This window comes from Streptomyces zhaozhouensis (assembly GCF_900230195.1).
In the GTDB taxonomy this organism is placed as follows: Bacteria; Actinomycetota; Actinomycetes; order Streptomycetales; family Streptomycetaceae; genus Streptomyces; species Streptomyces zhaozhouensis.
In genome coordinates, this window is record NZ_OCNE01000004.1 from 365,320 (window position 1) to 379,437 (window position 14,118).

Sequence of the window (14,118 nt, forward strand, 5' to 3'; positions counted from 1 at the left end):
GGTCGGGCCGCTGTTACCAACTCGTGGAGGAATCACGGCGGGCCACCGCGTAGGCTCGTCAGGGAGGGGGTGCCTCATGGCTGACGGCGACATCGATGTCACATATCAGGACATGCACGATGCGGCGGACCATCTGCTGGAGGCCAAGGACGAGATCCTGGCCAAGCTCCAGACGCTGCGTACCTATATCCAGGACCTGGTCAGGGACGGCTATGTGACCTCGGCGTCGTCCATCGCGTTCGACCAGTCCTACGACGAGTTCAACACGGGCGCGCGCGAGGCCGTCGAGGCGTTGCAGGGGATGGCCGACTTCCTGGACGGCGCGGCCGACGGCTACGCCGACCTGGACCGGCAGTTGGAAGAGGGGTTGCGCGAATAGCCACGGGTAGGCTGCTGGTGGCCCGCGCACCGCGGGCCACCGGGCGCCGGGGCCGGGGCGAGGGCGTCGCCGGGGCGCGTGGGTGTGGGGTCTGAGGGGAGCGAACGTCGTGACCGACAAGTGGGTCGATGCCGTCACCGTCGAGCGGGAGGGCTTTCGGATCAACGTGCCCGACTCGTGGTGGGAGTTCGACCTCAGGCCGGAGACCAGGGACAACAGCATCCGTCGCATGGTCGACGAACGCGTCCGCGCCAACCCGGAGATGGCCGAGCACCGCGAGGTCATCGCCGGCTTCCTGCGCAAGCAGGCGAAGCACGCCTGGGACAACGGCTCGGTCTACTGCGGCTGCATGGCCCAGAGCTTCGGCGACGGCCCGCCGATCACCGCGACCGTGACCGTCTCCCTGATCGGCGCGCGCACCTCGTCCGGCGAGATCCTCCCCACCGACCCGGCGGCGATCATCGGCCAGCTCGGGAACCGCGAGGCGAAGAAGCCGGGGGACGCCTGGCGCGAGGTGTCGGTGATCGACATCCCCGACGTCGGCCGGGTGGCCCGCACCAAGGGCGTCGAGGACATCAAGGTGCCCAACGACAGCAGGACCGCGCGTGCCGTGCTGATGCAGACGTTCATCCCGGTGCCGGGCGACCAGCAGGCGGTGGCGCTCGTCTCGGGGAGCAGCCAGGTGCTCGACCTGGCCGACTCGTTCTTCGACGTGTTCGACGCCATCACCTCGACGTTCCGCTTCGCCTGAGGGCGCCGGCAGGAGCGGCGGGCCCGGTGGCGCGGGGCCCGCGCCACCGGGCGCGGCGGCTCGGTGTTCCGTGTCCTCGGGCCTGGCGGCTCGGGGTGCGGTGTGCAGGACCAGGTAACAGGACCGGGTTCAGGACCAGGGAGGGGAGGGGCACCTCGTGTCCGGAAGTGAAGACAGGCTCGCGATCCCGCTCGCCGAACTCCAGGAGTTCGCGCCGCAACTGCGCTCCGTCAAGGAGTACATGAACAGGACCGGCGACACCTTCGACCAGTACAACGACTCCTTCGGCGACGACCGGGTCGTCAGCGCGCTGGACGACTTCGTCAGCGGCTGGAAGGACGGCCGCAGCGACATCAGCGAACAGCTGACCGGCCTCGCCGAGATGACCGACACCGTGATCACCACGGTCAGCGACTACGAGGACGAGCTGGCGCGCAGCCTCCAGGAAGGCAGCGGCGGCGAGGGCGGCAGCGGCGGCGACCAGCAGGCCGTCTGACCGGGTGGCGCCCCGCCCCCGGCGGGGCGTTCCCCACCTGTGACCGACCCGCCCGGTTTGGTCCGCTACCGGGGTGGGCACGACCTTCCATGCCCGGTGCCCAGCGTGTTGTCACCGGCCGCCCTCGCGAGGGCCGCGATCTCGCTGACCGCCAGGCACCGGATGTGGCACAGTCAGTGCCGAAAGCTGTACTGGTTCGCCTGCGGGAGGGGGTCGGGCACGGTGTGTCCAGCAGTCAACGGACGCCCACCGGAGCGCAGTTGCCCCCAGCTCCGGACATCCGCACCCTCTTCCCCGCGCTACCGTGGTACCTGGAGGGGCGGGGCCGCACCAGGCCCGGCTGAGCCGGCGTCAGCCGGAGGAGAGGGACGCCATGAGCAGGCTGCTGTCGTATGTCAGACACACCATCCACGCACGGTTCCGCCCTCACACCGGCGACCGCGGCGCTGGCTTCGTCGAGTACGCGGGCCTGCTGCTGCTGATCGCGACGGTGGTGGTGGCGGTGGTGTCGTTGAACATTCAGAACGATATCGCGGACGCGGTCGCCGACGCGGTGGGCGATATTCTGGGCTGACGTTACTCTCCGACTCCAGGGGGGCGCTCTTCCCTCTGTACCTCTGGCTGGTCACCGGTCTGTTGGCCGCGGCGTTTCTCTTCTTCGTCTTCGCCCAGGCCGCCGTCACCCGGAGCGGTGGCCAGTCCGCCGCGGACGCGGCCGCTCTGGCTGCCGCCCGCGAGGCGAGGGACCAGCTCTACGGCGACTTCCAGGACGCTCTCGACGACGAGGACGCGGATCTGGAGGACATCATCGACGGTGGAGGATCGCTGACAGGCGCGCCCTGTGCCCGGGCGGCGCCCCGACTGGCCGAGCGCAACGGTGCCGAAGTCATCGCCTGTGAACCGAGTGCCGAGGGACTCCGCTACACCGTGCGGGTGCGGACGTTGGAGCCCGTGGGGGACTCTCTCATCCCCGCCACGTCGGACGAGTACGCGGAGGCCGAGGCGACGGCGGTGGTCGGTGGTCTCTGTCGCCTCGTCTCGGAGGAGGAGGACCGGATCGAGTTCGGTTGTGAGGACGACCGCGACTGGTCCTTCGACCCCGGCGACGACGACGAACTTCCGGAAGCCAGAGACATGTTCGCCGTTCATTTGGAAGAATGATCTCGTTCTTTATTGACAGGTAAAGGATTAGCGTCCGATGGATCTCCGTGATAACAAATCGCGCCTTATTCTGATCGTTGTCGCGCTGGGAGCAGCCCTGGTGATCGCGGTCGCCAGTTGCAGCGGTGGCGGGGACGACGACGAGTCGGCGTCGAACCCGAGCGGAGAGAACAGCGCCCCCGAGGGGGACCCGTCGGAGGACGACGGTGCTGGAGGGGACGAGGGAGAGGGCGACCAGGGGCCGCAGGTGCTCGCCGAGGTCACGGGCGAGGAGCAGATCACGCTCACCATCACGAAGGCGCAGCGCGAGTCGGGAGGCTTCCTCACCGTCGAGGGCACCCTGCACAACGGCGGCGGTGACGACTGGCGTTCGCGTGCCTGGGCGGGTGCGGAACGCGAGCTCGCGGGTAACGACTTCTCGATGGCCGGAGCTGTCATCACGGCAAGGGAGGAGGGCAAGCGTTACCTGATTCTCCGGGACACCGAGGGCCGCTGCCTCTGCACCAACTTCGACCTGCACCTTGAAGCGGGCGACACCGCGACCTGGTTCGCGCAGTTCCCCGAACCCGACCCCGGCACGACCGAAGTGGACTTCCAGATCGGTCAGATGCCGCCCGCCACCGTCGAGATCCGCTGATCCGGCGCGCAGCGCCGGACACCCGAAGCCCCTGAGAGGCCGAGAGATGCACGCGTACCGCCGCCACGGCCAGGTCGCCGTGGTCGCCACGACCGCCGTCGCCGTCTGGGCGTTCGGCGTGCCCCTCGCGGCGGCTGACGACGATGTGGAAGCCGTCGAACAGCCGCCGGGCTACGAGGCGCCGGCGCCTCCCGAGATCGACCCCAGTGCGTCCGGACTGATGCTCACCGACGGGGCGACCCTTGCCGAACCACGTGTCCTGGACGTGAAGTTCATCATCGAGGACGTCGGGGGAGGGCAGCCCGACGACTCCGGGGAGCAGGAGGAGACGCCCGAGGACACCGCGCCTCCCGAGGAGCCGACCACTCCTCCGGAGGAGGGCGACGAGGGGCAGGAGCCCAACGGCGGGGGCGAGCAGCGCGAGGAGCGCACCAGCGGGCAGCACAAGTTCACGCTCCAGACCGATGTCGTCTTCGGCCGCAACAGCGACGAGATCACCGACGAGTCGCGGGAGGCGCTGACCGAGGTCGCCGCGGCCATCGAGGAGTACCAGCCGTCGACGGTGAACATCTTCGGGTTCACCGACGACCTGGGCTCCTACGAGAACGGCGTCACCCTGTCGGAGAACCGTGCGCGCAACACCCACCTCGTGCTGCTGGAGATGATCGGCGACCCCGACACGATCGACTTCAACGTCCGGGGATACAGCGAGGACTACCCGCTCTACGACAACGACACCGAGGAGGGACGCCAGCAGAACCGCCGCGTCGAGATCTCCTGGCCCACCGGCGGGTGACGGCTACTTCGGACTCCACTGGGTGGCCGTGGTGAGGTAGGTCCGCAGTTCCTTGTTGTGGGGCTGCGGCGTCACCCGGTCGATCCACAGCAGTACGACGTTGTCCTCCGGGGTCTCGAAGCAGAGTCCGGTGCCCTCCCTGAGCGTGCGGTCCTCCCAGATGTCGTCGATCGGGATCAGAGGCGGCAGATTCGCGGCGTGGGCCGCCTCGTAGCAGTCCTCGGGCGACAGGTTCGGATCGTCGATCTGCCCCACGAAGCTCTGCGGGTGGAACTCGATACCCTGGTCGATCAATCCCTGGTCCTCGCAGTACACATAGACGAACTCCGGCCCGTTCGCCGGTGGCAGCCCCACCGCGCCGAAGCCGTTGCCCACGCTCAGATCGTCCAGGTCGACCTCGGTGATGTTGCCACCGATGCACCGGCCGTCCGAGTTGCTGGTGGTGTCCCGCGTGAAGACCGGCGCCACGACGTCCAGTTTCACCCCGCTCTCCACCAGCGTGTAGTCCGAGTCCGGGTCGGGCTCCGCCCCGCTGCCCGCGTCCGGGCCGGCGTCGTCGTCCGAGTCGTCCCCGCCGTCGTCGTCGTCCTGCTCCGGGGCGTCTCCCGGCGGGTTCCCCGCGTCGTCCGCCCCGTCGTCGCCGCCGTCGCCGTTCGACGCGCCCCCGGACTCGCCGTCGTTCGCCTCCGGGTTGGTGGAGGCGGCCTCCGTGCCGGCGAACTTGATGGCCAGGCCGGCGCCCGCGAGCGCCGCCACCAGCGCCGTGGCCGCCAGCAGGACGACGGTCCGCCGCCCCCGCGCCGCCTGCTGCCGCGCCGCGGCGTCCGGTTCGCCGGCCGTGCCCGGCGCGTTGGTCACCAGGGGCGGCGTGGCCGGCGTGGCCGGCGGGGTCGCCGGCGGGCCCGGGGGAGGCGGCGGCGTCGACTGCCCCGGCGGGGGCGTCGCGGGCGCGGGCCCGGCACCCATCGGCGCCTCGGGCGCCGGCAGCGACGCGTTGCGCCGCACGGCGACCGCCGCGGCCACCGAGGGCGGCAGCCAGCTCTCGCCGCGCTGGAGGGTCTGCCCCGGCGACAGCGCCCGGCAGCCCTCGATGATCTGCGCCGGGGTCGGCCGCGCCGCCGGGTCCTTGGCCAGGCAGGCGCCGATCAGCCCCTGCAACGCCTCCGGAGCGGAACCCAGTTGGGGCTCCTCCTGCACCATCCGGTACATCATGGCGTGCGGCGCGCCCTCGCCGAACGGGTGGGCGCCGGTCGCCGCGTGGAAGGCCACGATGCCCAGCGCGAAGACATCCGCCGCCGGCGTGAGCGAGGCCCCGGTGATCTGCTCCGGCGCCATGAACGCGGGCGTGCCCACCCGCACGTCCGTACCGGTCAGCGCCGACACGTCGGCCGCCCTGGCGATCCCGAAGTCGATCACCTTGGGGCCGTCGCCGCTCAGCAGCACGTTCCCCGGCTTCAGGTCGCGATGCACGATCCCGGCCGCGTGGATCGACTGGAGCGCCTCGGCGACGCCGCCGACCAGCAGCAGCACCGTCTGCGCGGGCAGCGGCCCGTGCTGCCCGATCACCTCGTGCAGCGACAGCCCGGGGACGAACGCGGTGGCCAGCCACGGCGCGGCGCCCTCGGTGTTGCTGTCCAGCACCGGAACGGTGTAGACGCCCTGCACCTGCCGCGCCGCCCGCACCTCGTGCTCGAACCGCCGCCGGAACGCCTGGTCGTCGGCGAACTCGCCGCGCACCACCTTCACCGCGACCGGCTGACCGCCGGGGGTGAACGAGAGGTACACGCTTCCCATCCCGCCGGAACCGAGCCTGGCCACCAGCCGGTAGCCGGCGACCTGGCGGGGATCGGAGGGACCCAACGGAGAGAACTGCGACGGCTCGTGCTGCGCTGCCATGGAGGGCCCCCTGAAACCGACGACGGTACCGTGCATGGTAGGAGGTGTCTGTTCTCAACCGGCAACGAGGGGTGACGAGTCCGCTTGTCCGAGGAACCGTTCCGCGCTCCGTTCAGCTACCGCGAGGTGGGGATCACCCGTGACGCCGAAGGGGGGCGTGTTCCGGCCGGCTGGCACCGGCTGCGCTCGCGCACCCCGCTGGGTTCGGGGCCCGAGGTGTGGGCGGCGGCCGGCGAGGCCCTGTTCGACTGGCGGATGCACCGCGCGGCCTGGGTTCCCGTCGCCCGCGACACCCCGCGCGCGGCCCCCGGGGTCGAGGCGACGGTGGTCCTCGGCCCCCGCCGCCTGGGGCTGCGCGCCCCCTGCCGGGTGGTGTGGTGCGTGACGGAACGGGACCGGGTCGGCTTCGCCTACGGCACGCTGGCGGGCCACCCCGAGTCGGGGGAGGAGGCGTTCGTGCTGGAACGGGACGCCGACGGGTCGGTCACGTTCACGGTCACGGCGATCAGCCGCCCCGCCGCCTGGTACATGCGGGCGGCGGGCCCTCTGGGCCGCCTGGCGCGCCGCGCGGTCGCCCGTCGCTACGGCCGCGTACTGCGCCGGCTCGGCGCCGCGCCCGGCGGCTGAACGGGACCGGTGGCTGAACGGGAACGCCGGGTACCCGCCGCGCCCGGCGGCTGAACGGGACCGGCGGCTGAACGGGACCGGCGGGTCGGCGCCGCCCCTCGCCCCGGCGGAACGGGAGGGGCCCGGCCTGTCCTTCCCGGCCACGCGCGTGGCCGAAACCCGATGCCCGGGGGACGGTCCTGTGAACGCGCGGCGGGTGATCCGGTGAACGTCCCAGGGGCAGTGCACTAAACCGTTTCACCCCATGTCCCCACTGCACTCCGACGCTGTTCCCATGGGGCTGGTCCCAGGGCCGTGCGGTATGGTTCTCACGTGTTGGCAGTCGCTGACACCTTGTGCGCCAGCGCCGCCTCTCCCACCCCGGCGGCGGCTGGCCGGGCGGACCGTGAGCCACCCCCCCCCGCTCCGGTCTGCCCCACCTGACGGGTCGGTCTGCCCCTTCCCCCCTTTGGGCGGACCGACCCGCCTGGGATCCGGGGCGATCGGGGCCCGCTCGGCGCGGTCGACCCGGTGATCCCCAGCCGCTCATCGGCTTTTCTGTTTGTCGGTCTCTCCGTCCACAGGTCTTCCGGCCGGGGGGAGGCACCACGCCGTACGCTCGGCCCGTGCTGTCGCTGTCGTCCCCGTCCTCTCCTCCCTCCCCTCCCTCTGCTTCCTCGCCCCCCTGGCTCTCGGCGTCCTCGTTCCTCGCCGCGCCGCCCTCGTTCTCCCTCGCCGCCTCGCTGGTCGTGCTGGCCCTCGCGCTGGGCGCGCTGGCCGGTCCGCTGCTGGTGCGCGCCGGCTACCGGCTGGCCGTCGAGCCCGAGCAGCCGTGGCGCGACGCCTGCCCGGCCGGGCATCCGCTGGTGGCGGGGCCGCCCGACGGGTCTTCGAGGCGGACGCGGCCCCGGGGCTGGCGGGGCTGGGTCGGCGGGGGCCGGTGCCAGGGCTGCCTCGCCGAGGGAGCGCCCCGGCACGGACCCTCGCCGCTGCGGCTGGCGCTGGTCACCGCCGGATGCTGCGGGGTGCTGGCCGCGGTCGCCGGGCCGAGTCCCGAGCTGGTCGTCTGGCTGCTGGCCGTCCCGCCGCTGGTGCTGCTGGCCACGGTCGACCTCGCGGTGCAGCGGCTGCCCGACGTGCTGACGCTGCCGCTCGCCGTCGGGCTGGCCGTCGGCCTGGGGATATGCGCCCCGCTGCCCGGGGCCGAGGGCAGCTGGCCGAGGGCGCTGCTGGCCGCGCTCGTGCTCACCGTCGTCTATTTCGTCCTCTTTCTCGTCAACCCGAGGGGCATGGGCTTCGGCGACGTGAAGCTGGCCCCCTCCATAGGGCTGATCCTGGGCTGGTACGGCTGGGACCACGTGTTCTTCGGCACCTTCGTGGGCTTCGCGCTGGCTGCCGGCTACGGGCTGGTCCTGATGGTGACGGGCCGGGCGAGCCGGCGGACCGCCGTCCCGTTCGGCCCGTTCATGGCGCTGGGTGCGCTGGTTTCGCTGGCCGTCGGCGGACTCGCCGGGTAAATCCGTCACCGGCGCGGGGCACCTCGTCGCGTGATGCGTTACGGTGGAAACCCCCCCTCGGGCCGGTCCGTAACCCCCCCCACGGACCGGCCCGCTTTCTTTTCCGCCGCGTCCCGGCTCCGGGGGCTCGTCGTGCCCCCGGCCTGGGGCCCAGGCGAGGCGGCGCCGGTTGGCCGGATGCCCCTCGTCGAGGCCCAGTTGGTGCGGAGGGCGTCCCGCGCGGCAGTAGAGTTCCCGGCACACGCGGGCCTACGGAGGGGCTGGAGTCAGAGGCGATGAACAAGCTGCACAAGACCCTGAGGCGGCTGGCGGTCAGGCTGTACGCCCGACGCGTCGAGGGGCGCCTCGACACCGACGGCGGCCCCAAGCACATCGGCGTGATCCTCGACGGCAACCGCCGTTGGGCGAAGGCCGCCGGCAGCACCACCCGGCAGGGGCACGAGGCGGGCGCCGCCAAGATCCGTGACCTGCTCGGCTGGTGCGAGGAGACCGACGTGGAGGTGGTCACGCTGTGGCTGCTCTCCACCGACAACCTCAACCGCGAGCCGGCCGAGCTGGAGGTGCTGCTCGGCATCGTCGAGGGCGCCGTGCGTGACCTGGCCGAGGACGGCCGCTGGCGGGTGAACCACGTGGGCGCGGTCGAGGCGCTGCCCGAGCGCACCAGGAAGGTGCTGCGCGAGGCGGAGGAGCTGGCGGGCGCACGCGAGGGGATACTGGTCAACGTCGCGGTGGGCTACGGCGGTCGGCAGGAGATCACCGACGCGGTGCGTTCGCTGCTGGCCAAGCGGGCGGCGGAGGGGCAGGCGCTGGCCGAGGTCGCCGAGGGGCTGAGCGTCGAGGACATCTCGGAGCACCTTTACACCCGGGGACAGCCGGACCCCGACCTGGTGATCAGGACCAGCGGGGAGCAGCGGCTCTCCGGTTTCATGCTCTGGCAGAGTGCCCATTCGGAGTACTACTTCTGCGAGGCGTACTGGCCGGCGTTCCGGAAGGTCGACTTCCTGAGGGCGCTGCGTGACTATGCGGCGAGGCACCGCAGGTACGGCGTCTGAGCGGAACGTCACGGGAGGCGGCGCGCCGGGGACGGCGCGTCGCCGTGCCGCCGAACGGCGGGTGAATCGCTCACGCGTCCGAGCGTGCGGTCGCATGAGAGGGGCGGTGGGCGGGCATATTCACCGCGGACCGCGCGTGGGCGTGGTCCGCCGGGAGGCCCGTTTGCGCACCACGGACATGGACCAGGCCCGGCACCGGGCCCGTGCGTGCGGGCCAGGGCCGGCCGTCAGAACCCCGGCGCCCAGGGCGCCGCGATTCCCGCACCTCATCCGAGGGGGTTCGTCCACCCGTGGCCATCAGCAAGAAGCGCACTCACGACCGGCGCATGTATGTCCTCGACACCAGCGTCCTGCTCGCCGATCCCGCGGCACTCACCCGGTTCGATGAACACGAGGTGGTCCTGCCGGTTGTCGTGATCTCCGAGTTGGAGGCGAAGCGGCACCACCCGGAGCTCGGGTACTTCGCCCGTCAGGTGCTGCGGCGCCTCGACGACTACCGGGTGCGGTACGGCCGGCTCGACACACCCCTCCCCATCGGGGACCTCGGGGGCACCCTGAGAGTCGAGCTGAACCACTCCGACCCGGCGATCCTGCCGCCCGCCATGCTCAACGAGCGTGGCCGTCTCGCGGACAACGACTCGCGCATCCTCGCCGTCGCGCGCAACCTCCAGGCCGAGGGACACGACGTCACGGTCGTCTCCAAGGACCTGCCGCTGCGCATCAAGGCATCCTCTGTGGGGCTGGCGGCGGAGGAGTACCGCGCCGAGCTGGCCATCACGGACGCCGACGGCTGGACGGGGCTGGCCGAGGTCACCCTGGGCGGTGAGGCCGTGGACGAGCTGTTCGCGCAGGAGAGCGTGGCCGATCCGGTCGCCGACCCGGTGGCGGCCGGCCTCCCGGTCCACACCGGTCTGGTGATCTCCTCGGAGAAGGGGCGCGCGCTGGGCAGGGTCACGGCGGACGGCCGGGTGCGGCTGGTGCGCGGCGACCGCGAGGCGTTCGGCATCCACGGCCGCAGCGCGGAGCAGCGCGTGGCGCTCGACCTGCTGCTCGACCCGGACGTGGGCATCGTCTCCCTCGGAGGACGCGCCGGCACGGGCAAGTCGGCGCTGGCGCTCTGCGCCGGCCTGGAGGCCGTTCTGGAGCGGCGGCAGCACAGCAAGGTGATGGTCTTCCGGCCGCTGTACGCGGTCGGCGGCCAGGATCTCGGCTATCTGCCGGGCACCGAGGCCGAGAAGATGAACCCGTGGGCCCAGGCCGTCTTCGACACGCTCTCGGCGGTGACCACCCGCGAGGTCATCGAGGAGGTGGTGGCGCGGGGCATGTTGGAGGTGCTGCCGCTGACCCACATCCGGGGACGTTCCCTCCATGACGCCTTCGTGATCGTGGACGAGGCCCAGTCCCTGGAGCGCAACGTGCTGTTGACCGTGCTCTCCCGCATCGGGCAGAACTCGCGCGTGGTGCTCACCCATGACGTCGCCCAGCGCGACAACCTCAGGGTGGGCCGCTACGACGGGGTCGTCGCCGTCGTCGAGAAGCTGAAGGGGCACCCGCTCTTCGCCCATGTGACGCTGACCCGTTCCGAAAGGTCCCCGATCGCCGCGCTGGTGACGGAGATGTTGGAGGAGGGGCGGGTCTAGACGGCTCCCGCGGGGCGGCGGCGCGGTCCGCGTCGACGGTCGATAACGGCCGTTCCCCGTCCGTTCCCGCTGTCACGGACAACCCCGGCGCACCCGCCGAAAGGCGGCGGGTGCGCCGGCCTTTTCGGCGGGCCGAGTCCCGGCGAGGGGGCGGGCGGTCGGGCGTCTTTCGCTCTCTCCGTGATCTCCCCGTGATGCGGAGCCGCAGGTGGTGGGCCGTTTGGGGGAATTCCCGCGCTGACAAGGGCCAAAGGCATGTGAGCTTTCCCACAGAGGACCGAATTGCTTCGCGGTAGCCGTCTCCGGCAGTGTGTGCGTCTGTCAGGCCCCGCATACGGCAGCGGAGTCCACCAAGGACCCCGCAGGGACAGCGTTTTACACAACTGAACAGTCGCGCGCCGTATGCCGCCCGAAGCACCATGTGGGTCCCCTCGCCTCCGCGGGAGGATCCCGACCGGGCCAGCGCCTCCGACCGGACAGTCCGGGGGAGGCCCGTGTCAGGGGCACGATTGCGCCCAGGTGGTCGTTCGCGTGGGCGATGTCGGAAGGAAACCGTGTGACCGGGATTTCGGTCCGGGGATTCGCGGTGGCTTCGGCCACCGCGGTGACCAGCGTCGGCGCCGCTGTCGGTGTCGCCTCCGGGGATCAGCAGAGCCCCGCCGGAGACATCGAGGTTGCTGCGGCGGACGCGACACTGCTCGCTGAGATACCCGCTGGCACGAACGCCCAGCTGCACACCGCGTCGCTGAACCAGCAGGCGGAGTCGCAGTCCACCGCCGCCGAGGCCGAGGTGGTTCGCGCCGCGCAGGAGGCCGCCCGGGTCGCCGCCGCGGAGAGCGCGCAGGAGCGCCGCGCCGCCGCCGAGCGGGAAGCCCAGGAGGAGGCCGAGCGGGAGGCCGCCGAGCAGGCCGCCGCCGAGGCAGAGGCCGCCAGCGCCGCCGTCTCGGCCCCCGCCCAGTCGTCGTACTCCAAGGCCGACATCCAGGCCCTGGCACGGCAGATCGTGGGCGCCGACCAGTTCCAGTGCTTCTCCAACATCGTCGACCACGAGAGCGGTTGGGACCACACGGCCACCAACCCCTCCTCGGGTGCCTACGGTCTGATGCAGGCGCTGCCGGGCTCCAAGATGGCCTCGGCCGGCTCCGACTGGCAGACCAACCCCGCCACCCAGATCCAGTGGGGCGTCAACTACATGGAGAGCCGCTACGGCAGCCCGTGTGGCGCCTGGGAGTTCTGGCAGGCCAACAACTGGTACTGACCAGCGGGCACTGACCAGCTGGACAACGAGCCGACCCGCGGCACCGCCCGCGTCGACACGCTCACGAGATCCCCACGCCGGCCGGCGTGGGGATCTCGTCGTTCCGGCGGGGGAGCGGTGGGGGCCGGGTGGGCGCGCCGTGGGGAAGCGAGGCGCATTCCCCGGCCCGCGGCCCGACTGTCGCCGCCGCGCGGTAACGTCTTCCCGCGCACTGCGGTGAAAAAGGGGGCGGAGGAGCCTGATGTCACGTCTGGGTCGGCTGAGGAACGGGGTCTCGCGCACGGTGTCGCGCGTCTCCGGTTTCCGTGCGGCTGCTGAACGCGAACAGGAGCGGAGGGAGCAGGAGGCGGGGGAGCAGGGCGTCGTGGGCGCGGGCTATCCGTCGGCGCGCGATCGCGCCGCGAAGCCCCAGGACGCCGAGCCGGCGGGGGAGCCCGTGGAGGCCAGGGCCCGCCGTGCCGTGCTGGCCGGCAGCCCGCCGCTCTACCCGCCGCCGGCCGAGGGGGGCGGTAGCGACGACGGGGGCGGCGGCGGGGCGGACGAGGCGCCCATCCCCGAGCGTCCCGAGCCGGCGGCCGCGATCCCCTGGGGCGCGCGGGTCGCGGCCGAGGCGGCGTGGCGCACCCTGGTGCTGGCCGCCGTCATCTGGGTGCTGATCCAGGTGGTCAGCGCGGTCAGCCTGCTGGTCATCTCGTTCGCCGCGGGGCTGCTGATCACCGCGCTGCTCCAGCCGTTCGTCGGCTGGCTGAAGCGACTGGGCGTCAGCGGCGGCGCGGCGACGGCGATCACCGCGTTCGGCGGCTTCGGCGTCATGGGGCTGACCGGCTGGTTCGTGGTCTGGCAGGTCCTGGAGAACTCGGACCGACTCGTCGACCAGGTGCAGGAGGGCATCGAGGAGCTGCGCGACTGGGTCCTTGAGCTGCCGTTCGACATCACCGAGGAGAACCTTGACCAGTGGGTCGAGGACATCAACGAGTGGATAAGGAGCCACAGCGACGAGTTGACCTCCGCCGGCCTGGAGGGCGTCAACTACGCCGTGCAGTTCCTTACCGGCGCCGGTCTGACGCTCTTCGTGGTGCTCTTCCTCCTCTACGACGGCGGCGGGGTCTGGCAGTGGTTCCTCCGGCTGGTGCCCAGGGCCGCGCGGCCCGCGGTCGCCGGCGCGGGCCCGCGGGCCTGGATCGCGCTGACCGGGTACGTCCGGGGCACGGTCATAGTCGCGATGATCGACGCCATCGGCATCGGCATCGGGCTGTTCGTCATCGACGTGCCGATGGCCGTACCCCTGGCCGTGATCGTCTTCCTTGCCTCGTTCGTGCCACTGGTCGGTGCCATCGCCTCGGGCGCGTTGGCCGTGCTGGTCGCACTGGTCACCAACGGCATGGTGGACGCGCTGCTGGTCCTCGGCGTGGTCCTGCTGGTCCAGCAGATCGAGGGGAACGTGCTGCAGCCCTTCATCCTCGGGCGGATGGTGCGCGTGCACCCGCTGGCCGTGGTGCTGGCGGTGGCCGCCGGTTCGATGGTCGCCGGCATCCCGGGCGCCGTGGTCGCGGTGCCGCTGGTCGCGGTGGTCAACACGGTGGTCGGCTACCTCCGGGCTTACCAGGAGGAGGCCGACCGCAGGGCAGGCTTCGACGGCAGCGGCGCCACGGTCGCGGAACTCGCGCCGGTGCAGGCACCGTTGCCCCGTGAGCAGCCCGGCGCCGCCGGCCAGGAGCCGCCGCGGTCGGACGCGTCCCCCCGGCCGGACGACGAGGACGGCGGGCCGCGCGAGCGCCCGTAGCCGACGGCCGGTCCACCGGTTCGCACACACGTCGAGGCCGCCTCCCGGGAGCTTGGGTTCTAACGGTCCTCGCAACACCCGCGATCTGTGGGAGTTGCGAGGACCGTGGCCGTTGAAGGTGATCTTGCGGGGTTGCGGGAGCGTTT

General features: G+C 71.9%; 14 protein-coding genes. 13 read left to right on the forward strand and 1 reads right to left on the reverse strand.

What is annotated here, in order from left to right; translation table 11 throughout:
* Window positions 1-76 precede the first annotated feature (76 nt).
* From CRP51_RS09710 to CRP51_RS09740, 7 genes are all read left to right on the forward strand, one after another.
* Window positions 77-379, forward strand: a complete 303-nt coding sequence (locus CRP51_RS09710) for a WXG100 family type VII secretion target (RefSeq protein WP_097230622.1) — start codon at window positions 77-79, stop codon at window positions 377-379.
* Between the two features lie 109 nt (window positions 380-488).
* A complete protein-coding gene (locus CRP51_RS09715; protein WP_097230623.1) occupies window positions 489-1,130 on the forward strand; it encodes a hypothetical protein in 642 nt (213 codons plus the stop codon).
* Window positions 1,131-1,287: 157 nt separating this feature from the next.
* Window positions 1,288-1,626: a hypothetical protein gene (locus tag CRP51_RS09720; protein WP_097230624.1), complete on the forward strand. Its 339-nt coding sequence runs from the start codon at window positions 1,288-1,290 to the stop codon at window positions 1,624-1,626.
* 373 nt (window positions 1,627-1,999) lie between these two features.
* On the forward strand, window positions 2,000-2,200 hold the full coding sequence (locus tag CRP51_RS09725) for a hypothetical protein (RefSeq protein WP_097230625.1): 201 nt from the start codon (window positions 2,000-2,002) through the stop codon (window positions 2,198-2,200).
* A 62-nt stretch (window positions 2,201-2,262) separates the two neighbouring features.
* Window positions 2,263-2,787, forward strand: a complete 525-nt coding sequence (locus CRP51_RS09730; protein ID WP_097230626.1) for a hypothetical protein — start codon at window positions 2,263-2,265, stop codon at window positions 2,785-2,787.
* Between the two features lie 37 nt (window positions 2,788-2,824).
* Complete coding sequence (locus tag CRP51_RS09735; RefSeq protein WP_097230627.1) at window positions 2,825-3,424, forward strand: hypothetical protein; 600 nt, start codon at window positions 2,825-2,827, stop codon at window positions 3,422-3,424.
* 46 nt (window positions 3,425-3,470) lie between these two features.
* Entirely contained in the window at window positions 3,471-4,220 is a 750-nt protein-coding gene (locus CRP51_RS09740; protein ID WP_097230628.1) for an OmpA family protein, read from the forward strand.
* A gap of 3 nt (window positions 4,221-4,223) precedes the next feature.
* Here CRP51_RS09740 and CRP51_RS29405 read toward each other — a convergent pair whose 3' ends face one another.
* Entirely contained in the window at window positions 4,224-6,116 is a 1,893-nt protein-coding gene (locus CRP51_RS29405; protein ID WP_097230629.1) for a serine/threonine-protein kinase, read from the reverse strand.
* A gap of 84 nt (window positions 6,117-6,200) precedes the next feature.
* Here CRP51_RS29405 and CRP51_RS09750 point away from each other — a divergent pair, with 84 nt between their 5' ends.
* The 6 genes from CRP51_RS09750 to CRP51_RS09775 all read left to right on the forward strand — a co-directional run bounded on the left by CRP51_RS09750 (window position 6,201) and on the right by CRP51_RS09775 (window position 13,972).
* Complete coding sequence (locus tag CRP51_RS09750; protein WP_097230630.1) at window positions 6,201-6,743, forward strand: DUF1990 domain-containing protein; 543 nt, start codon at window positions 6,201-6,203, stop codon at window positions 6,741-6,743.
* Window positions 6,744-7,465: 722 nt separating this feature from the next.
* Window positions 7,466-8,239: a prepilin peptidase gene (locus CRP51_RS09755; RefSeq protein ID WP_245880482.1), complete on the forward strand. Its 774-nt coding sequence runs from the start codon at window positions 7,466-7,468 to the stop codon at window positions 8,237-8,239.
* Between the two features lie 275 nt (window positions 8,240-8,514).
* The gene (locus CRP51_RS09760) at window positions 8,515-9,291 is read left to right on the forward strand and encodes an isoprenyl transferase (RefSeq protein WP_097230631.1); all 777 of its coding nucleotides are present in this window, start codon (window positions 8,515-8,517) and stop codon (window positions 9,289-9,291) included.
* Between the two features lie 326 nt (window positions 9,292-9,617).
* The gene (gene phoH2, locus CRP51_RS09765) at window positions 9,618-10,931 is read left to right on the forward strand and encodes an RNA 5'-3' helicase PhoH2 (RefSeq protein WP_097230632.1); all 1,314 of its coding nucleotides are present in this window, start codon (window positions 9,618-9,620) and stop codon (window positions 10,929-10,931) included.
* Between the two features lie 556 nt (window positions 10,932-11,487).
* Entirely contained in the window at window positions 11,488-12,189 is a 702-nt protein-coding gene (locus CRP51_RS09770) for an aggregation-promoting factor C-terminal-like domain-containing protein (RefSeq protein WP_097230633.1), read from the forward strand.
* A 241-nt stretch (window positions 12,190-12,430) separates the two neighbouring features.
* Window positions 12,431-13,972, forward strand: coding sequence for an AI-2E family transporter (locus CRP51_RS09775; RefSeq protein ID WP_097230634.1), 1,542 nt, complete (start codon window positions 12,431-12,433; stop codon window positions 13,970-13,972).
* The last annotated feature ends 146 nt before the right edge of the window (window positions 13,973-14,118 follow it).